This is a genomic window from Mycobacterium sp. ITM-2016-00318 (assembly GCF_002968285.2).
In the GTDB taxonomy this organism is placed as follows: domain Bacteria; phylum Actinomycetota; class Actinomycetes; order Mycobacteriales; family Mycobacteriaceae; genus Mycobacterium.
This window is the reverse complement of sequence record NZ_CP134400.1, coordinates 2,721,397-2,740,098: the sequence shown is the minus strand read 5'-3', so window position 1 is coordinate 2,740,098 and position 18,702 is coordinate 2,721,397. Positions and strand designations below refer to the sequence as shown.

17 protein-coding genes and 1 tRNA gene are annotated in these 18,702 nt (G+C 66.5%); 7 read left to right on the top strand and 11 right to left on the bottom strand.

The window, feature by feature from the left end; genetic code table 11:
- The first annotated feature begins 82 nt into the window (after positions 1–82).
- Positions 83–709, top strand: coding sequence for a hypothetical protein (locus tag C6A82_RS13390; RefSeq protein ID WP_105346361.1), 627 nt, complete (start codon positions 83–85; stop codon positions 707–709).
- A 3-nt stretch (positions 710–712) separates the two neighbouring features.
- Here C6A82_RS13390 and C6A82_RS13385 read toward each other — a convergent pair whose 3' ends face one another.
- Genes C6A82_RS13385 through C6A82_RS13375 form a run of 3 tightly spaced genes read right to left on the bottom strand, consistent with a single transcriptional unit; the run spans position 713 to position 4,100 of the window.
- A complete protein-coding gene (locus C6A82_RS13385) occupies positions 713–1,945 on the bottom strand; it encodes a CHAT domain-containing protein (RefSeq protein ID WP_105346363.1) in 1,233 nt (410 codons plus the stop codon).
- On the bottom strand, positions 1,927–3,558 hold the full coding sequence (locus C6A82_RS13380) for a hypothetical protein (protein WP_105346364.1): 1,632 nt from the start codon (positions 3,556–3,558) through the stop codon (positions 1,927–1,929). Before C6A82_RS13380 ends, C6A82_RS13385 begins: the two co-directional genes overlap by 19 nt.
- Positions 3,559–3,617: 59 nt before the next feature.
- Positions 3,618–4,100 carry a lipoprotein LpqH gene (locus C6A82_RS13375; RefSeq protein WP_105346366.1) on the bottom strand — a complete coding sequence of 161 codons (483 nt, stop codon included), beginning with the start codon at positions 4,098–4,100 and terminating at the stop codon, positions 3,618–3,620.
- Between the two features lie 118 nt (positions 4,101–4,218).
- On the opposite strand from C6A82_RS13375, the gene C6A82_RS13370 reads away from it, so the two are divergent.
- Together C6A82_RS13370 and C6A82_RS13365 are read left to right on the top strand one after the other, a co-directional pair.
- Positions 4,219–5,388 carry a winged helix DNA-binding domain-containing protein gene (locus C6A82_RS13370; protein WP_105346368.1) on the top strand — a complete coding sequence of 390 codons (1,170 nt, stop codon included), beginning with the start codon at positions 4,219–4,221 and terminating at the stop codon, positions 5,386–5,388.
- A complete protein-coding gene (locus C6A82_RS13365) occupies positions 5,388–6,245 on the top strand; it encodes a GNAT family N-acetyltransferase (protein ID WP_105346370.1) in 858 nt (285 codons plus the stop codon). Before C6A82_RS13370 ends, C6A82_RS13365 begins: the two co-directional genes overlap by 1 nt.
- A gap of 5 nt (positions 6,246–6,250) precedes the next feature.
- Here the strand turns inward: C6A82_RS13365 and C6A82_RS13360 are convergent, their stop codons facing one another.
- Both C6A82_RS13360 and uvrA read right to left on the bottom strand, forming a co-directional pair.
- Entirely contained in the window at positions 6,251–6,982 is a 732-nt protein-coding gene (locus C6A82_RS13360) for an SDR family oxidoreductase (protein ID WP_105346390.1), read from the bottom strand.
- Positions 6,983–7,047: 65 nt separating this feature from the next.
- Positions 7,048–9,954: an excinuclease ABC subunit UvrA gene (gene uvrA / locus C6A82_RS13355; RefSeq protein ID WP_105346372.1), complete on the bottom strand. Its 2,907-nt coding sequence runs from the start codon at positions 9,952–9,954 to the stop codon at positions 7,048–7,050.
- A gap of 98 nt (positions 9,955–10,052) precedes the next feature.
- Between uvrA and C6A82_RS13350 the strand changes: the two genes are divergently transcribed.
- On the top strand, positions 10,053–10,724 hold the full coding sequence (locus tag C6A82_RS13350; RefSeq protein ID WP_105346392.1) for an MBL fold metallo-hydrolase: 672 nt from the start codon (positions 10,053–10,055) through the stop codon (positions 10,722–10,724).
- Positions 10,724–11,587 carry an SDR family NAD(P)-dependent oxidoreductase gene (locus tag C6A82_RS13345; RefSeq protein WP_105346374.1) on the top strand — a complete coding sequence of 288 codons (864 nt, stop codon included), beginning with the start codon at positions 10,724–10,726 and terminating at the stop codon, positions 11,585–11,587. The genes C6A82_RS13350 and C6A82_RS13345 overlap by 1 nt, the downstream gene beginning before the upstream one ends.
- 9 nt (positions 11,588–11,596) lie before the next feature.
- On the opposite strand, the gene C6A82_RS13340 is transcribed toward C6A82_RS13345, so the two are convergent.
- A complete protein-coding gene (locus C6A82_RS13340; protein ID WP_105346375.1) occupies positions 11,597–12,904 on the bottom strand; it encodes a cytochrome P450 in 1,308 nt (435 codons plus the stop codon).
- Positions 12,905–13,029: 125 nt separating this feature from the next.
- Between C6A82_RS13340 and C6A82_RS13335 the strand changes: the two genes are divergently transcribed.
- Positions 13,030–13,914 carry a fructose bisphosphate aldolase gene (locus tag C6A82_RS13335; protein ID WP_105346376.1) on the top strand — a complete coding sequence of 295 codons (885 nt, stop codon included), beginning with the start codon at positions 13,030–13,032 and terminating at the stop codon, positions 13,912–13,914.
- Positions 13,915–13,930: 16 nt separating this feature from the next.
- Here C6A82_RS13335 and C6A82_RS13330 read toward each other — a convergent pair whose 3' ends face one another.
- Positions 13,931–14,377, bottom strand: coding sequence for a universal stress protein (locus C6A82_RS13330; RefSeq protein WP_105346378.1), 447 nt, complete (start codon positions 14,375–14,377; stop codon positions 13,931–13,933).
- A 212-nt stretch (positions 14,378–14,589) separates the two neighbouring features.
- Here C6A82_RS13330 and C6A82_RS13325 point away from each other — a divergent pair, with 212 nt between their 5' ends.
- Entirely contained in the window at positions 14,590–15,237 is a 648-nt protein-coding gene (locus C6A82_RS13325) for a UdgX family uracil-DNA binding protein (RefSeq protein WP_105346380.1), read from the top strand.
- Here C6A82_RS13325 and C6A82_RS13320 read toward each other — a convergent pair.
- The 4 genes from C6A82_RS13320 to C6A82_RS13305 all read right to left on the bottom strand — a co-directional run bounded on the left by C6A82_RS13320 (position 15,229) and on the right by C6A82_RS13305 (position 18,669).
- Positions 15,229–15,299 (bottom strand) — tRNA-Cys (locus tag C6A82_RS13320). The genes C6A82_RS13325 and C6A82_RS13320 overlap by 9 nt on opposite strands.
- A gap of 61 nt (positions 15,300–15,360) precedes the next feature.
- Positions 15,361–16,632 (bottom strand): sensor histidine kinase, encoded by a 1,272-nt coding sequence (locus C6A82_RS13315; protein ID WP_105346382.1) that lies wholly within the window; start codon positions 16,630–16,632, stop codon positions 15,361–15,363.
- 138 nt (positions 16,633–16,770) lie between these two features.
- Positions 16,771–17,259: an SCO6745 family protein gene (locus tag C6A82_RS13310; RefSeq protein ID WP_105346383.1), complete on the bottom strand. Its 489-nt coding sequence runs from the start codon at positions 17,257–17,259 to the stop codon at positions 16,771–16,773.
- A 12-nt stretch (positions 17,260–17,271) separates the two neighbouring features.
- On the bottom strand, positions 17,272–18,669 hold the full coding sequence (locus tag C6A82_RS13305; protein ID WP_105346385.1) for an MFS transporter: 1,398 nt from the start codon (positions 18,667–18,669) through the stop codon (positions 17,272–17,274).
- Between the last annotated feature and the right edge of the window lie 33 nt (positions 18,670–18,702).

Below are 18,702 nucleotides of genomic sequence, written 5' to 3'. Positions count from 1 at the left end.
CCTAGAGGATAGGAGCGGGGGTGAATATCACCTAGCCGGAAAGTTGGGTTCGGTAGCCGAGCCGCCGGCCGAACCTAGATGCATGCCTCATGCGATGTTGCCCACCGTGCTTGCCGTTATCGGAGTCGGCATCTCCACGACCCTTCTTCTCACCCGTTCCCGCGCATCGGCGAAACACCCCGCTACCGCCACCGGCGTCGGCGTCGGCGTCGGCGTCGTATCCACGATCACTGACGCGGCCACGATCGAGGTCGAGAGCGTGACGGGGCTGCGATTCGCCGGCCGGCTCCGAGACGACACCATCACCTCGACGCTGCGTCCCGGCGCCGTCCTGCTCGTCGCTTTCGACCCCGCTGCCCGAGAACGCCTTTCGCTGGCCGACGACATGATGGCGGTCCGTGCCGCCTTCGATCAGATGCTCGTCGACAAGGGACTGCTCACCGGCCACCAGCTGGGGCTGATCCGGCACGGAATCCGCTCCCACAGCGTCATCACCGGTATGCGTGCAACCGGTGAACGCCTGGAGGACTACCGCGAGGTCGAGCTCGACCTGATGGTTCGCAGGCCGGGCGGCGGTCAGTTCGCCGTCCACGAAACCGCCTTGATACCAGCGTCTTCGATGACGAAGGTCGCACCGGGCAGTGTCATCGACACGTTTTTCCGGCCGGAGGACGAGACCGAGGTCGCGGTGTCTGTGCCGCCCGCCTGACCGTCACCGGGCCCCGCCGACGGCGAATGTGACCAGCGCGGCCCAATACAGCGGGCTCGCGGTCACATCCCCATCGCGCCACCTCCGCATCTGCGCGCGTTGCCAACGGTTGACTGCGCCACCCGCGTCGGGGTTTTCGTGGGCGGTGTCGACCGCCACGATCGCATCGGCCATCGGATCAGCGCTGAAGTCAACGGAATCCGGGGCGAAGTGCCGGTAGCCGGCGGCAGTGGGAAGCGACCACAGCGTGGCCGTCACCAGCTGCGCACCGCCCAGAATGAAGGCGGCGACAAGCCCCGTCGCCTCGTCGAACTGATAGTCGCCACCAGACGCGCACGCCAGGAGCGCGACTCGAGGCGGAAACGGCAGCCGGGCCGACATCAGATCCGCCGCTGTCAGTGGCCGCTCGTCTGCGAGGTGCAGCGCCGCGCGGTCCGCATGGCCCACATCGCCGTCCGCGGCAGTCGCATGTCCCACATAGAGCAGTCTGCTCGGTGAGAGCGCGAGCTGGCCGGCCAGCCACCCCCGGCCTGCATCACTGCGCCGGAACAACTCGACAGCGGTTGCCACCCCGGGCAGTACGGCTCGACGCTTCATCAACTCGCCGAAATGGCGCGCCAACGGCGTCTCCGGCGACGGTCGGCCCAGAACCGATCCCAGCGGGGAATCGGGCCGCTGTCCGGGCACGCGCGGATCGAGCACCAGCAGCGGCGGTTCGTCCTTCCTGGTCTGCCAGTCGACGGCATACCGCGACGCGTTCACGATGTTGGGCGGTGCAGCCATCAGCACATCGACGAGTTCGATGAGCCGGAAACCGTCGTCGCCTGGCATCGCCAAGGCGGACCACGGCACCCTTGCCAGCCGCGCGCTGGGCGAGATGAACAGAGCCGCGCGAGGCGATGCGGCGCAATCGTTCAGCAGCTGCCATGCGGCTGCCGCGATGAGTTGAGAGCCCAGCAGGCGCGCGATCTCCGACTCGCCGCCCTGTGACGCGAAAGGCCCTGTGGCGATGGCGCGTTCGACGGCCTCGCGTTGGGTTTCGGCGCCGTGCGGGTCCGGTAGCGCCCGCGCCAGCTGCTCCAACGCTGTGACCAGCGTCGGCTCATCGACCACCCAGGTGACCGTGCGCGACGGTGCACCGAGGACGCGAAGGCTGGCGTAGGTGGCGACGCCGACGTCGGCGAACCGTAGGACCAAGGTCTGCCCCGGAGCGCCGCTCACGGCCACGTCGACCAAGCGACCTCTCCCGAGGTGATCTCACGGCCGTACCGCTGCTGCGCCAACTGGCGGTAACGGCTCATGATCGGTGGCATATCGGGATCCATGCGCAGCGGCGGCAGTGGTCCGAGCCGGGTCAGCCCTCCGGTGAGCGAGGCCGCCGGCGAACCCGCGGCAACCAGCGCGTACTCGTCATCTGCCTCTACGGGTACCGCTGCGGTGGCCGCGCCCATCCAGTCGACGGCGACGCTGTCGGTCGGTTCGGTGCTGAAAGCACCGCGCGCGCAGTGGTACTCGACGAGCTCGCTGAGCAGACCGGTGTTACCCCACTCGTAGGCCACGGCGAAGGCGCCCGCGAGAATCCGCGCCGACACCAGAGTGGCCCACCGCATTCGGGCATCGGCGTCGACGATCGCGTGCCGTACCGAGTCCACCGCGAGCGCTGCGGGCACCTTCAGCTCGGCGGCCTGCTCGAGTTTGCGTGCGGCATCAGCGGGCTCGGCCAGCGCCTGCGCGCGCAGGATGCTGCCGATGTGGTCGTCGAGCCTGGCGTACTGCAGCCAGCTGTGGCGCGGCCACGAGTCTAGGAGTTCCCTTGCCTGCGCGGCTTTCTCGGTCGCCGCATCGAAGCGGTTCCGCAATATGTCGACCCAACTGCGCTGCAGCAGGATCCGGTGGATGTGCAGCGGCTTCTCCACCTCGCGCCAATGCCTCTCGGCGTAGCCGAAACGCTCGTCGGCATCGTCGAGCTTGTTCAACGACATGGCGATCAGGCCGAAGTACAGCCAGCTTCTGGACACGTCGTGGGCACGATAGCCCTCGGCGATGGCGGGATACGCCTCGTGAACCAGGGTCTGGGTCTGCCCGACGTCGCCCGACGCCCACGCGGCAGTTCCGCGCTCGAGTTGCGTTCTCGCCTTCGCCAACGCCCAGCCCCGGGATTCCGCTCGCGCGCCTGCTCTGCGCAGCCACGGCTCCGCTTCGGACAACCTGCCGGTCTCGATGCAGAACCTGCCGTAGCCGGTGGCGCCCGCAACGAGCAGATGGTCGTCGGACTCGCTGCCCGCGCCGGGTCGATCGATCGCCTCGATCACTCTCTCCCACAACGGAACCGATTGAACATGGAGATCGTCGTCGCACAGCGCGCCCGCACAGAGAATCTGCGCGTACGTGATCAGGAATCGGTGCTCGTCGGCCAGGTCGGGGTGCGCCCCGCCCGATTCGTCGTTGCACAGGACGAACAGGGCGAGTTCCGCTCCCTCGTGGTCACCGTGGGCGGCGGCCGCGAGCCCAGTCCGTAAGAACTGGGCGCGGCGCGTATACCGACACACCATGCGGTCGATCTCGGTGTCCGACATCGTCACCCGCGCGGCCGCTTGGGGATCGGTGCCCGCCCCAATCGATCGGTAGACGGCAAGGCAGTCGTCGATGCGGCGAATACACTCCTCGGTGCCGTCGTAGGCGGTGCGGACGAGGTAGAGCTCACCGAGCAGGGCGAAGAGTTCGAGAAGGATGTCGTCCCGCTCGCCGTCCTCGATGTCCTCGCCCAAAGAGATCAGCAGATCCTTCGCCGTCTCTTCCTGTGCGGCGAAGATCAAGCTGCGAGCCCGCTGGAGCTCTGCAGTGCTCATGGCGCAATCTTAGGAAGCGGCGGGCGCGCAATGCACGCCCGCCGCTCCGCTGATTCCGGTTATTTGCAGGTCACCGTGACGGTGAACGGCTTGGTGATCATGCCGGCCATCGGATTCTTCATGTCGGCGCCGGTGGCTTCACCCTTGATGGTGTAAGTGTCGCCATCCACCTTGACCTCGGCCGAGCCCGATTTCATGCCGCCCATGTTGCTGACGGCGAGGGCGTTGCCGTCCACCACCATGCCCAACGACTCCACGGTCGGCGTGTCGGCGTCGGTCATCACGATGCCAAGTCCCTGCTGACCGCCGATCGCACTACTGGCGACGGTGATCTTGCCGGCCTGCTTCACGCAGGTCACGGAATTCTTGTCCAGCCCTGCGAGATCGCCCCCGTCAACCTTGACGTCGGTGGCTCCGCCCGCGCCGGCCTGGGTTCCTGCGGCGGCCGCGGTCGGCTCCGACCCACCCTTGTCGTTCGAGCAACCCACCATCAGCGCGGCGCCTGCGAGCAGTCCCAGCGCGCCAACGACAACTCGGTTCATCGTCGTAGTCCCTTCGTTCGTGCGCCGCCGTGTCGGCGGCGTCGTGACGTAGTCAAGACGGGCCGGATCCCTACCGATCCCAAACTTCGTCGGGCCGCGTGGGTACGGTGTCCAACCGATGCGGTCTTTCTCTGACGCCGAGCGGCGGGCCCGGCTGGCGCGGCGGCAGTTTCTGGCTGCACCCGCCACCGAGCTTGACGACGTGGTCAGCGACCTGGTGGGTTTGCATGCCACCGACCCAGCCACCCCGTACCTGTCGCTGTGGGCCCGGCTGCCGGGCTTCGCGGTGCCGGACCTGGACGCCGCGCTATACGAGCGCCGCAGCGCCGTCAAGCACCTCGCGATGCGGCGCACGCTGTGGGTGGTCGGCGCCGCCTACCTACCGCACGTTCAGGCGGCCGCCAGCGACCGGGTCGCCGAAAACGAACGCCGGAGGCTCATCGCCGATGCGCAGAAGGCCGGTATCGCCGGCGACGGTGAGCGGTGGTTGGAGAGCGCGTGTCAGGCGGTGTTGCGGCACCTCGCCGAGAACGGCCCGACCAGCGCCAAAGAGTTGCGCGCGGCACTCCACGAGCTGGCGGGCACCTACGATCCGGCACCCGGAAAGCTTTGGGGCGGAAACACTCCGCTTTCGCCGCGAGTGCTCACCGTGCTGAGTGCCCGCGGCGAGATCGTCCGCGGCCCCAATGAAGGGACGTGGACGACATCGCGGCCCCGCTGGGCGGCCGCCGCGGACTGGCTCGCCGAGCGTCGTGATGACATCACGCTGGAAGCGGCACGTGCACAACTGGTCTCGAGATATTTGCGCACCTTCGGACCGGCCACCGTCACCGACATCAAGTGGTGGTTCGGCAACACGTTGACGTGGGCGCGGCAAGCTCTGCGCGATATCGACGCGGTTGAGGTGGATCTGGGCGGAACGCCGGGCTTCGCGCTACCCGACGATCTCGATGAGGAACCCGCACCTGACCCCTGGGGCGCGCTGCTGCCCGGCCTCGACCCGACGACCATGGGATGGTTCGACCGAGGCTGGTATCTCGGTGAGCACCGCAGCCACGTGTTCGACACGAACGGCAACGCCGGGCCCACAGCCTGGTGGAACGGGATGGTGGTCGGTGGCTGGGTGCAGGACGCCGACGGACGCGTCGAATTGAGACTGCTCGACGATGTCGGGCGAGACGGCCGCGCGGCACTGACACACCAGGCTGATGCGCTGACCGACTGGCTCGACGGGGTGCGGATCAGCCCGCGCTTCCCTTCACCGCTGTCGAGGGCGACGATGAGCTGATGACCGGCACCGTGATTCGCCAGGCAACGCCGATCGACGCCGATGCTTGTGCACGCGCCATGTACGCCGCCTTCGAGTCGCTCGCCGCCCACCACGCGTTTCCCATCGAGCCCCAGTCACCGGAATTCACGGCCATGATGATGGAGTCGATGCTGGGAACCGACGGCATCTTCGGCATGGTGGCCGAGCGAGACGGCGGTGTCGTCGGGAGCGCCTTCCAAGACGAGCGCGGCCAAATCATCGGCATCGGTCCGGTCAGCGTCCACCCTTCCGTCCAGGGCGGCGTCGGCAGGGAGTTGATGCAACGCCTTCTCCAGCGCTCCGCCCAGCGCGACGCCCGCGGTGTTCGCCTCGTCCAGACCGCTTACAACTACCGGTCGTTTTCTCTATATGCCAAGCTGGGGTTCGCCGTTCGTGAACCGCTGTCGGTGTTCCAGGGCGACATGAGGACTCCAGGCAGGACGGAGGGCGACGTCCGCACCGCCACCCCTAACGACGTGGGAAGCTGCGACGAGTTATGTCGGCGAGTACACGGCCACGATCGTCACGGCGAGTTGACTGAGTGGATCGGCGCCGGCACCGCACGAGTCGTCGAACGTGGCGGCGCGATCAGCGGATACGCGACCGGCTACGGCTATCTATTCCACGCGGTCGGTGAGACCGACGGGGACATAATCGCTCTGCTGGGTGCGGCCGAAACCATCGTCGGCCTTGGTTTTCTGGTGCCGTCACGCAACACCGCGCTGATGAGGTGGTGCCTGAACGCGGGATTGCAGTTGGTGCAGCAGTCGACGCTGATGAGCATCGGCGCCTACACCGATCCGCGTGGGGCGTGGCTGCCGTCTGTCGGCTATTAGGCGGTCTACGGTGCGCCGCGTGCGACGACGACGGGCATCGACGTCGCCGACTTGGTCTGCAGGATGGTGTGAACCACCTCGACAAGGTCCTCGACGGGCATGAGCTGCCCCGGCATGCAACCGCGCGAGATCCACTGTGGATAGAACTCCCCGGCGAGCTCCCGGTCCCAGCCGGTACTGAAGCCCGTCGCCGAATCGCCGTCGCCGCCCGCGCACTCGCCGACGATGAGGCTCGTGAACCCGACGCCCGGGTGCTCGGCGCGCCAGGCCTCGATCAGCCGTTCCAGGGCAGCCTTGCTGACGCCGTATGCGGCAAGCCCCGGCCACGGTGGTCCGTAGGTGCCTGCGTCCGACGACAGGTACACCACCTTGCCCGCCGACTCCGTCAGGAACGGAATGGCCGCCGCCGTCGCGATGGCGGCGCCCGTGACGTTGGTGGCGAACACGCGGCTCCACGTTTCGGCGTCCGTGTCCACAAGGCGCACGACCGACCCGATCGCCGGGGTGTAGACGATGTTGTCGATGCCGCCGAGGGCGTCGGCTGCTTCTCTGATGGCCGAGCGCACCGACGCCTCGTCGGTCACGTCGCATTCGACGGCGACTGCGTCCGCGCCTGCCTCCGCGGCCGCCTTCTCGATGCGTTCACGTCGACGGGCGAGCAGCGCCACTCGATGGCCACGCTCGGCCAGCCCGACCCCAATGCAGCGCCCGAGCCCGCTCGATGCGCCGATCACCACCGTTTTCACATGGTCTCCCTACTGTGTCGTGCGGTAATGGCATTCTCAGATAGGGAGAATATAACTTACGCGCTGACCTTCCTGCGACGCCTCGTCGAGGTGGTCTTGGCAGGTACCGCGTCCAGCACCTCGGAGAGGAATTTGCCGGTGTAGCTTTCCGTGACTGCGGCGACCTCCTCTGGCGAACCCTCGGCGACGACGATTCCGCCTCCCGATCCGCCCTCGGGGCCGAGGTCGATGATCCAGTCGGACGTCTTGATGACGTCGAGATTGTGTTCGATGACGATGACCGTATTGCCCTTGTCGACGAGCCCGTTGAGCACGTCGAGCAGCTTGCGGATGTCCTCGAAATGCAGGCCGGTGGTCGGCTCGTCGAGGATGTAGACCGTCCGACCCGTCGAACGCTTCTGCAGCTCTGCCGCGAGCTTGACGCGCTGCGCCTCACCGCCCGAAAGCGTCGGCGCAGGCTGGCCCAGCCGCACGTAGCCCAGCCCCACGTCGACCAGCGTCTTGAGATACCGGTGTATCGAGCTGATCGGAGCGAAGAACTCGGCCGCGTCCTCGATCGACAGGTCGAGCACCTCCGAGACGGTCTTGCCCTTGTAGTGCACTTCGAGGGTTTCCCTGTTGTACCTGGCGCCGTTGCACACCTCGCACGGCACGTACACATCGGGGAGGAAATTCATCTCGATCTTGATCGTGCCGTCGCCAGAGCACGCCTCGCACCGGCCGCCCTTGACGTTGAACGAGAACCGGCCCGGCTGGTAACCGCGCACCTTGGCCTCCGTGGTGGCGGCGAACAGCGAGCGGATCTTGTCGAAGACGCCGGTGTAGGTCGCCGGGTTGGACCGCGGCGTACGACCGATCGGCGATTGGTCGACCCTGACCAACTTGTCGACATGGTCCAGACCGTTGACGCGGGTGTGCCGGCCAGGAACGTTGCGGGCGCCGTTGAGCTTGTTGGCCAGCACCGCTGCGAGGATGTCGTTGACCAGAGTCGACTTGCCGGATCCCGACACTCCGGTGACCGACGTCAGCACGCCGAGCGGGAACGACACGTCGAGCTCGCGCAGGTTGTGCTCCCTTGCACCGACCACGGTGAGCTGTCGTTTACGGTCGATGGGCCGCCGCATGGCAGGTACTTCGATGTTTTCTCGGCCGGAAAGATAAGCGCCGGTGAGGGATTCGCGATTGCTCAGGAGTTCCTGATACGGACCACTGTGCACGATTCGACCGCCGTGCTCCCCGGCGAGCGGGCCGATGTCGACCACCCAGTCCGCATGTGCGATGGTGTCGAGGTCGTGCTCGACGACGATCAGCGTGTTGCCGAGGTTCTTCAGCCGCAGCAGGGTCTCGATCAGCCTGCGGTTATCACGCTGATGCAGGCCGATGGACGGCTCGTCGAGGACGTAGAGAACACCGACGAGGCCCGACCCGATCTGCGTCGCGAGCCGAATACGTTGCGCCTCACCACCGGACAGCGTCGCAGCCGCGCGTGACAACGACAGATACTCCAGACCGACGTCGAGCAGGAAGCCGAGTCTCGACTGGATCTCCTTGAGCACCTGGCCTGCGATCGCCGACTCGCGCGTCCCGAGCGTCAGCGAGTTCAGGAAGTCCGCGGCATCGGCGATCGAGAGCTCTGCCACCTCGGCGATCGACTTGCGGCCGTAGGTGCCCGCCGACAGCGTCACGGCCAGGATCTCGGGCTTCAACCGGGTGCCGTCGCATTCCGGGCACGGAACATCGCGCATGAAACCCTCGTAGCGCTCCTTCATCTGCTCGGAGTCGGTCTGCTCCATCCGGCGCTGAAGGAACGCCATCACGCCCTCGAAATCGGCGTAGTACGAACGGGTTCGGCCGTAGCGATTCCTGTAGCGCACATGAACCTGCTCGTCGCAACCCTCGAGAATCGCCTTGCGGGCCCTGGCAGGCAGCTTCTTCCATGGGGTGTCGACGTCGAAGCCGATCTGGTCGCCCAGACCCGACAGCATGCGGGTGAAGTAATCGGCTGTCTGGCCCATCGACCACGGCGCCACGGCCCCTTCGGCCAGGGTGAGATCCGGATCCGGGATCACGAGGTCGGGGTCGACCTCCTTGCGGATACCCAGACCGGTGCACTCGGGGCAGGCGCCGTAGGGCGAGTTGAAGGAGAACGACCGCGGTTCCAGGTCGTCGACGGCGAGCGGATGCCCGTTGGGACAGGCCAGCTTCTCGGAGAAGCGCTGCTCCCGGTGCGGATGGTCGTCCTCGCGGTCGACGAACTCCAACACGACGATGCCGTCGGCGAGGTTGAGTGCCGTCTCCACCGAGTCGGTCAGCCGCTGCTTGGCCGACGCCTTGACGGTCAGGCGGTCGACGACGACTTCGATGTCGTGTTTCTCCTGCTTCTTCAGTGTGGGCGGCTCGGTCAGCGGATACACCACGCCGTCGACCCGAACCCTGCTGTAGCCCTGGGAGTTCAGCTTGTCGAAGAGGTCGACGAACTCGCCCTTTCGGGTCCGCACCACCGGGGCGAGCACCTGGAACCGCAGGCCCTCGTCCATGGCCAGCACCTGATCGACGATCTGCTGGGGGGTCTGCCTGGCGATGCGCTCCCCGCATACCGGGCAGTGCGGCGTCCCGGCGCGCGCGTACAGCAGACGCAGATAGTCGTAGACCTCGGTGATGGTGCCGACCGTCGACCGCGGGTTCCGGTTGGTGGACTTCTGGTCGATCGACACCGCGGGCGACAGGCCCTCGATGAAGTCGACGTCGGGCTTGTCCATCTGGCCGAGGAACTGTCGGGCGTACGCCGAGAGGGATTCGACATACCGCCGCTGGCCCTCGGCAAAGATCGTGTCGAACGCGAGCGAGGACTTGCCCGACCCGGACAGTCCGGTGAAGACGATCAGCGCATCGCGAGGTAGATCGAGGTCGATGCTTCGCAGGTTGTGCTCCCGCGCACCCTTGACAACCAGGCGGTCAGACACCCGTTAAACCTCCCGAAGACATAGTTGATCCCCATGCTATGTGCCGCCACCGACAACTCCTGAGTCAAGTCCTAGCCGAGGCCGATACGGTGAGCACCATGACAGTCGTCGACGACAACTACACCGGTCACGTCGAGCCCAGATGCGCCGCTCGCCGCACGATCGACGGCGCGTCGATCGTCAAGGTCTCGGTGGGCAAGATGGACAACAACGCCTACCTGATCACGTGTTCCCGGACCGGCGAAACGCTACTCATCGACGCCGCGAACGACGCCGAGATCCTGCTCGAGCTGATCGAGCGGTACGCGCCCAAGCTGTCGCTCATCGTCACCAGCCACCAGCACTGGGACCACATCCAGGCGTTGGACGCCGTGGCGAAGGCCACCGGCGCGCCCACCGCGGCTCACGAACTCGACTCAGAGCCGCTCCCGGTGAAGCCGGTCCGGTTCCTGGCCCACGGCGACACGATCAAGATCGGCGAGCTGTCCTTCGCCGTCATCCACCTGCGGGGCCACACACCGGGCTCGGTCGCGCTGGCCCTCGAAGGGGCGGATGACGCGACCCACCTGTTCACCGGCGACTGCCTGTTTCCCGGCGGGGTCGGCAAGACATGGCAGGAGGGCGATTTCGAGAAGCTTCTCGGCGATGTCAGCGACCGCGTCTTCGACGTCTACGGCGACTCGACGGTTGTCTACCCGGGTCACGGCGACGACACCACACTGGGCGCCGAGCGGCCGCACCTCGCCGAATGGAGAGAGCGCGGTTGGTGATGGCCGCCGACAAGACGGTCGCCGTCGTCACAGGGGCGAGCCGGGGCGCGGGGCGCGGAATCGCCCACGCGCTGGGCAGCCACGGGTGCACCGTCTACGTCACGGGACGCACCGAGACGCCCGGGCAGTCCCCGCTGGCCGGAACGATCCATGAGACCGCCGAGTTGGTGACGGCGGCGGGCGGTGAAGGCATCGCCGCGCCCGTCGACCACGCCGACGACGAGCAGACCCAGGCGCTGTTCGACCGGGTGGCCCGTGAGCAGGGCCGATTGGACATCCTGGTCAACAACGCCGCGATCATCCGCGACGAGATGATGGCGAGGACACCATTCTGGGACAAGCCGACCAACGTCATCGACATCCTCGACGTCGGGCTTCGCAGCGCCTACATCGCCACGGTGCATGCCGCGCCGCTGATGATCCCGCAGCGCCGCGGGCTGGTCGTCTTCACATCCGCGCCCGGTGCGGCGCACTACGTCTTCGGGCCGTCGTACGGCGTGCACAAGGCCGGGGTGGACAAGATGGCCGCCGACATGGCCGTCGACTTCGAGGAGTTCGGCGTCGCCTCGGTGTCCATCTGGATGGGCATCCTGCTGACCGAGCGGTTGAAGAACCTCGTGGCGGGCGACCCGGAGAAGTTCGGCGGCCTGCTCGATATCGCCGAGACCCCCGAATTGACCGGCCACCTGATCTGGGCGCTGTTCAACGATCCTGCGCTGATGGAGAAGAGCGGTCAGACATGGATCGGCGCTGAGCTGGCACGCGAGTACGGCATCGACGACGACGGCGGCCGACGCCCCCCGTCGTACCGCGACCTTCACGGCATCCACCCGCTCCGGCAGTTCAGCCGCGTCCTGCGGTGACGAAGTCCGTCATGCGGGCGGCGTCCACGCAACGGGCAACCGCTTGATGCCGTGCAGAAAAGCGGAGTGCAGAAGCGACGGCTCCTCCACGGCCACGATGTCGGGTACCTGACGGTGAAGTTCTTCGAACAGCACACGAATTTCCCGGCGCGCCAGGTTCGCACCCAGGCAGAAGTGCGCACCGCCACCACCAAACCCCATCTGCGGGTTGGGATCCCGGGCCAGGTCGAAAAGCCACGGCCTGTCGAACTTGGCTTCATCGCGGTTGCCTGAGTTGTACCACATCGAAACCTTGGCCCCCGCATTCATCTCGATGCCGCGCATCTCGACGTCCTGGGTCAAAGTGCGTCGCATGTAGATGACCGGGCATGCCCATCGGACGATCTCCTCGACCGCCGTGGCTGCCAGGCCGTCGAAATCCGCCCACCACTTCTCCCGTTCCTCGGGGTACCGGGTGAGTGCCACCATCCCGTGACTGATGGCGTTGCGCGTCGTCTCGTTGCCCGCAGCCGACAGCAGGATGAAGAACGACGCGATGTCGACCGATGTGAGGCGCTCACCGTCGACCTCGGCCTGAACGAGGCTGGTGGTGAGGTCCTCACCTGGATGGGCGCGTCGTTCCTCGGCGAGACCCATTGCATACTCGACGATCTCGCCGAGCACCGCGACGACGTCGGCGTATTCGCCGGCCACTTCCTCGTCACCGACTCCCAACATCACGTTGGTCCAGTGGAAGATCTTCGCCTCGTCCTCTTCTGGAATGCCCATCATGTCGCAGATCACCTGTAGTGGAAGCAAGCCAGAAGCCTCGGCGACGAATTCGGCCTTGGCATCGTTATGGCTGGCGACCATGTTTGACACGATCGTGCGTGCCCGGTCTCGCACGCTGCCCTCGATGCGGGCCACCACCTTCGGCGTGAACGCTCGGTTGACGATCGTGCGCAGCCGCAGATGGCGCGGGTCGTCGAGGTTTATCATCGAACCGGAGAACTCCGCGATCTCGGGCGGGACGTCGTTCAATGACGAGCACGTCGGTACGGAGCTGAAGACCTCGGGATGGCGGCTCGCATGGTGGATGTCGTCGTACCTGGTCAGCGCCCAGTGGCCAGGCCCTGCAGGCCACCCGGGGAAATCCGCGACATCGAAGAACGCGATCGGCGACTCGCGTCGCAGCGTCGCGAATGCTCCGTCGCGTAGGTCCCCGTCGAGGTCCCAGAACCCGATCGAGCCCAGGTCGATGTCGCCGAGCGGCACTTCGGGGGGAGGCACACCGTTCTCACGGCGGGCGATTCCGGTCGGATGCAGTGTCGACGTCATGTTTGACCCTTCCGTCAGCCGGAGTGTCCCACCCCAGATCGGGAATGATGGAGATTTGACCGAGGCGGCTGTCAATCGGCTGTCCGGTCAGCGCTAGATTGCCTGATGACGAAGAAAGGGCAGACGTGAACACCGACCAGTTCAACAAGGCGCACAGCGGCGCCGGCTTCATCGCGGCACTCGACCAGAGCGGCGGCAGCACCCCCAAAGCGCTGAAGCTGTACGGCATCGCCGAGGACTCGTACTCGGGCGACGACGAGATGTTCGACCTGGTGCACGAGATGCGGACCCGCATCATCACCAGCCCCGCCTTCGACGCGGGCCGGATCATGGGCGCGATCCTGTTCGAGATGACGATGGACCGCCAGATCGAGGGCCGACCGTCGGCGGACTATCTGTGGAACGTGAAGGGCATCGTGCCGTTCCTCAAGATCGACAAGGGCCTCAACGACGAGCAGGACGGCGCCCAGACGATGAAGCCGATGCCCGGCCTCGACGATCTGCTGGACCGGGCGGTGGCCAACGGGGTCTTCGGCACCAAGGAGCGGTCGGTCATCAAGCTGCCGGGGGCCGGCCTGGACGCCGTCGTCACGCAGCAGTTCGAGATCGGCCAGCAGGTCCTCGCCAAGGGCCTCGTGCCGATCATCGAGCCAGAGGTCGACATCCACAGCGCGCGGAAGGCCGAGGCCGAGGTCCAGCTCAAGGCCGGTCTGCTCGACGGGCTGAACCAGCTCGGCGAAGGCCAGAAGGTCATGCTGAAGCTGACGCTGCCCGACACCGACAACCTCTACCGGGAACTCGTCGAGCACCCCAACGTGGTTCGCGTGGTCGCGCTTTCGGGTGGCTACAGCCGCGACGAGGCATGTGAGAAGCTCGCGCGCAACACCGGCGTGATCGCCAGCTTCTCCCGTGCTCTGACCGAGGGATTGACCGCCCAGCAGAGCGACGAGGAATTCAACGCGACGCTGGACGCGGCGATCGCCGAGATATCCAAGGCGTCGGCGACGTAGGTCCGCGCCCCGAAGGCTACGGCGTGGTGTGAACGATCAGCACGTCGGTCTTCGAGCGCCGCGCGACGTTGGCGGGCACCGAGCCGAGCAGCCGACCCGCGATGGTGCTCAGGCCGACGTTGCCGACGACGAGCAGGTCGGCGTTGACTTCGGCGGCCAGGTCGACGAGGGCGTCAACAGGTGCGCCGACGACGGCCTTCTCCTCGACGTCCGTTGCCCCTGCCGCGGCCGCGCGGTCCTTCGCCTCACGGAGGATCGCGTAGATCGGCGCGTTGCCCGACATCTTGTAGCCCTCGTCCTTGAGGACGTCGGCAGCCCGTTGATCCTCGCTCTGCGGGAAGTAGGCGGTCGCCACGATCACCTTGGCGCCCGAACCCGCGGCGATCTGACCGGCCTTGTCCACCGCACGTAACGACGAATCCGATCCGTCCGTGCCGACCACCACGGTCTGATAGCCACTCATTCATACCCTCCCAGAGTCGTTTGCACCGCCAACGAACGACCCTAACCCGTGGTCCGGCAAACATGGGAGTATCCACCGGCGGGAGAGGCGGTGTCCTGGGACTTCGCGCTCTCGACGCCGTGAACGTCACGTCGGCGCCTCAGACGTGACAGCGGCTACACGAAGTTAGAGCCACGCAGGGTTAGCGGGTGCGCAGCGGGTACTCCGGTCGCATGGCCTCGCTCAGCGCCGCGGCGTTCGTGCCCGACACCGACGACTTGACCGCGTTGTCAGACGCATCGCAGGCCTGCAAGGGCTGTGACCTCTATCGCAATGCCACCCAAACGGTGTTCGGAGCCGGGTCGGCGGACGCGAAAGTCGTATTCGTCGGTGAGCAACCGGGCGACCAGGAGGACAGGGCAGGTCGACCGTTCGTCGGTCCGGCAGGCAGATTATTGGACAAGGCGCTCGTCGCCGCAGGCATCGACCGTGAACGCGTCTACGTGACAAATGCGGTGAAGCACTTCAAATTCGAGGAGCGCGGACAGCGACGCATCCACAAGACACCGAGCCGGACCGAGGTGGTGTCGTGTCGACCGTGGTTACTGACCGAACTCGATGCGATACAGCCCGATGTCGTCGTGTTGCTGGGTGCGACGGCCGCTAAATCGTTGATGGGTAGCAGCTTTCGGCTGACTCAGCATCGCGGCGAGGTGCTTCGACTCCCCGCCGACGACAAGCAGGTGAATCTCGACGTCGACCCGCAGGTGGTCGCGACCATACACCCGTCGGCGATCCTGCGCGGTCCGCAGGAGGACCGGGACAAGGCGTTCGACGCGTTGGTCGCCGACTTGCGCGTGGTGGCGGATTTGAGCGAGTGACGGGATTCGAACCCGTGTGCACGGCTTTGCAGGCCGCTGCCTATCCGCTCAGCCACACCCGCATCGCGAAGTCACTATGCCGTTGCCGGCAGGCGCGCAGAAGCATTTCGCTCGCGATGATCGCTAGAGCGCGGCCAGTTCGGCGGTGCTGTCGACGGCCGCGACATCCAGGGGGATGCTGACCGTCACCTCTGTTCCCGGCGACGTGGACCTGACATCGAACTGGCCCTCGGCGGCAAGAACTTTCGTGCGTGTCGAGGCCATACCGATATGGCCGTTCTCGAGGCTCTCAGAGAGCTTGGCCTCAGAGATGCCGACGCCGTCGTCGGCGATCCGCAAGGTGGCGCGGCCATCGCGGAGTTCCAACTCCACCCAAACATTCTCGGCGCGAGCATGTTTGACGACGTTGGTCAATGCCTCCCTGGCGACACCGTAGAGCACGTGATCCGCGCCGGTGCGCACGTCGTCGGGCCACGTCCGCGCGTCGAGGTTGACCACCAAGCCGTTGCGGGTGCCGATGCCTGCTGCCAACGTCTCGACGGCCGCCTTCAGACCTGACCTGGCAAGGACAGCGGGATGGAGTTCGCGGACCACGTCGCGCAGCAGCCCTGAACACTCGACGAGCGCTGCATCCACCCGATCCACCGCGTCGGCCGAGCCGTCCCGCAGGTCATCCATGTCTTGGCGAGCCACCAGCACATATTGCAGGGCACCGTCGTGCAGACGCTCCGAGATATCCTGGCGCTCACGCTTTTCCAGACCGAGCATGTCCTGCAGCAAGCGCGTACGTTGCTCGGCGAGGTCGACGATCATGACGACCCTGTCCCGCTGGATGTTCGACACCGCCACGGACGCCGCGAACAGTGCGGCCAGCACGAACGTATTCAGCGCAATCGACGTCCAGGGCTCCTCGTTCAGGGTTTTCGTGACCGCGCACGTCACCAGGAACGCCGCCACCGTCGGAATCGCCATCACGGCGTTGATGACGGGATCCAACTGGGCCGCGGCGATCAACGGAATCAGGAACAACGCGTCGGCCATCAGGTCCGAGGTCCAGACCTCCGGTGAGGTGATCCCGGTCAATACCGAGAGGGCAGAGAGGGTCGCGACGTCGGCGGCGATCCCCAGCAGGGTCACCCGTGTTCTGCTGGACGCTCGCCATCCGGAGCGCAACGCCCACACGCTCCAGCAGCCGACGATCGCGGCGTATGCGCAGAGGATGGCAACACAGATCCACTGATGCCTGCTCGGCGGTTCGGACAGCAAGGTGACGGCAACGAAGACGACGATCACCAAACGCAGAGCGAATTGAACCACGGTGCCGAGGTAGAGGGGACGACCCTGCGCAAACTGCTGTGCACTGCCATGGGTCGCCTGCCGGTTATCGTCGGACATTTGTGGCTCCCTTGCATAGGCGCTGGCACAAAGACTATCGCGAAGGCTGTTGCGACCGAGGGCAACGGCGCCGTCACGACGCCGCAGAATCCGGCTCAAGCAAATTGATCCGTCAGCTCGGCGAGGGCCCGGCTAGCTCTAGCGGTGCTGCCCGTACCGCGGGCCGAATGCGTTCGACGGAAAGACGCCGGCAACGCGTACGCACTCCCGGATGACCTCCCTTAGCGCCACAAGTTCCTGGAGATCGTCGTCAGGTACCGAACGCCATGGGGCGTAGGCCAGTTCGTCGGTGAGGTCCTCGACCTTGCCGCGGAGTTCATGACCCGCGGCCGTCAGCCGGCCATCGGCGTCGAGCACACCCCGTGCCGCTAAACCCTCGACTCCTTCCGACCACTGCTCGCGGCTCCAGCCGCGCAGGCGTCTGCCGAATTCGGGGGTGAAGCCCGTTCCCGTCGCGACATGGGTGATCAGTGCCTCGATACCGCTGAGCCCGTGTGCGACCAACGCGGCGATGTGCCCGTCCCCGCGAAACTCGCGCAGCAGAGTGATCGCGTGCCACAACTGGGCGTACGGCGCTTCAGGCCAGTCCAGCTCGGCGTGACCGGCATACAGCGGCCGTCCGTCCACGTTCGTCCGACACTAGCGCCCGCGCGATGCGCGATACGACGCCGCCAAGCCGACCGCGGCCAGCACCGCGAACACGGTGAACAACCACCGCGCCGCCACGGCGTCCCCGCCATGGGTCATGTTCACGACGACACCGGCCAACCCCGCGCCGAACGCGCCGGAGATCAGCTGGACGGTGTTGATCGCGGCCGCTGCGGTGCCGGCTTCCACCGGATCCTCGACGGCACCCATGATCCACGCGGACAGGTGAGGCCAGGCGATGCCCACACCGCAACCAGCGATGAACAAGCCGACGGCCCACGCCACGATCAGCGGCCACGAAAGATGACGTCCCAGTATCAGCGCGCCGACCGCCAGCCCGACCGCCATGAGCACAGGAGACAACGCGACAAGGCGGACGATGCTGCGGGTACGGGTGGCCGACGCACTCGCGACCTCCGACGCCGTCCACCCGATCGCCAGCACCGCGCCGAAGAACCCGGCCGCTGCGGGCACCATGCCCGCCAGGTGCTGCGCGAACAGCGGCACGTACATGTCGGCCATCGTCGCGGCCATCAGCAGCCCGATCGTGACGTACATCCACTTCAAGGGACCGGGGGCGAATGCCGCGCGCGGCAGGACAGTCGCTTTCGTGCGACCTTCGACGTAGAGGAACAGTGCGACAAGCCCGGCGCCTGCGGCGAGCAGGCCGAAGGTGGCGAGTGGCGCCCGCGCCACCCCCGCGACACTGATCGCGAGCGCAGCGGCACCGAGTAACAGCAGCGACCACACCGGAATTCGCGGGATCGCCGGTGGCGAACAGTCACTCGGCCGCCGGGCCGGGAGCGCGCCCGGCACCAGAGCGGCCATGGCTGCCGTCATGATCACCAATGACCCGAAAGCCCAACGCCAGATGCCGAATTGGGCGAATACCCCGCCCACGGCAGGCCCGATGATGACGCTGACCCCCCACATCGCCGACACCAGAGCCGACGCCCGTGTCCACAGCCGGTTCGGCAGTGCGGAGCTGATGACCGCATAGCCAAGACCCGCCAGCATGCCGCCTGCCGCACCCTGCACGGTGCGGGCCACAAGCAGCAGTTCCATGGTCGGCGCGAGGGCACAGCCCAGCGTGCCGATCCCAAAGATGGCGAGGGTCAACAGGTACGACGCCCGCGGCCCGAATCTGACGAGGACCGGGTTGACCGCGGCAGCGGCGACAACGGAGCCAACCAGGTACACCGCGATGACCCACGCGTAGAACCGTTGGCCACCGATGTCGGCGACCGTGCTCGGCAACAAGCTGATGGTGAGGAACTCGTTGGTCGCATACAGGCCGACGCCACCGGCCAGCAGCGTCGCGGTGCCGATCCGTTCGCGGCCGAGCAGCTCGCGCCAGCTGCCCGGCTTGATCGTCGCGGTCTCAGTCACGTCAGACACCGTATGACCTCAACCGCGGTTGAG

Coding starts and splice junctions, on each gene's coding strand:
- C6A82_RS13365 (WP_105346370.1), top strand. CDS start 5,388: ATGACCGGCACCGTGATTCGCCAGGCAACGCCGATCGACGCCGATGCT.
- C6A82_RS13345 (WP_105346374.1), top strand. CDS start 10,724: ATGGCCGCCGACAAGACGGTCGCCGTCGTCACAGGGGCGAGCCGGGGC.
- C6A82_RS13325 (WP_105346380.1), top strand. CDS start 14,590: ATGGCCTCGCTCAGCGCCGCGGCGTTCGTGCCCGACACCGACGACTTG.
- C6A82_RS13380 (WP_105346364.1), bottom strand. CDS start 3,558: ATGAGCACTGCAGAGCTCCAGCGGGCTCGCAGCTTGATCTTCGCCGCA.
- C6A82_RS13315 (WP_105346382.1), bottom strand. CDS start 16,632: ATGTCCGACGATAACCGGCAGGCGACCCATGGCAGTGCACAGCAGTTT.
- C6A82_RS13340 (WP_105346375.1), bottom strand. CDS start 12,904: ATGACGTCGACACTGCATCCGACCGGAATCGCCCGCCGTGAGAACGGT.
- C6A82_RS13375 (WP_105346366.1), bottom strand. CDS start 4,100: ATGAACCGAGTTGTCGTTGGCGCGCTGGGACTGCTCGCAGGCGCCGCG.
- C6A82_RS13390 (WP_105346361.1), top strand. CDS start 83: ATGCCTCATGCGATGTTGCCCACCGTGCTTGCCGTTATCGGAGTCGGC.
- C6A82_RS13370 (WP_105346368.1), top strand. CDS start 4,219: ATGCGGTCTTTCTCTGACGCCGAGCGGCGGGCCCGGCTGGCGCGGCGG.
- C6A82_RS13350 (WP_105346392.1), top strand. CDS start 10,053: ATGACAGTCGTCGACGACAACTACACCGGTCACGTCGAGCCCAGATGC.
- C6A82_RS13330 (WP_105346378.1), bottom strand. CDS start 14,377: ATGAGTGGCTATCAGACCGTGGTGGTCGGCACGGACGGATCGGATTCG.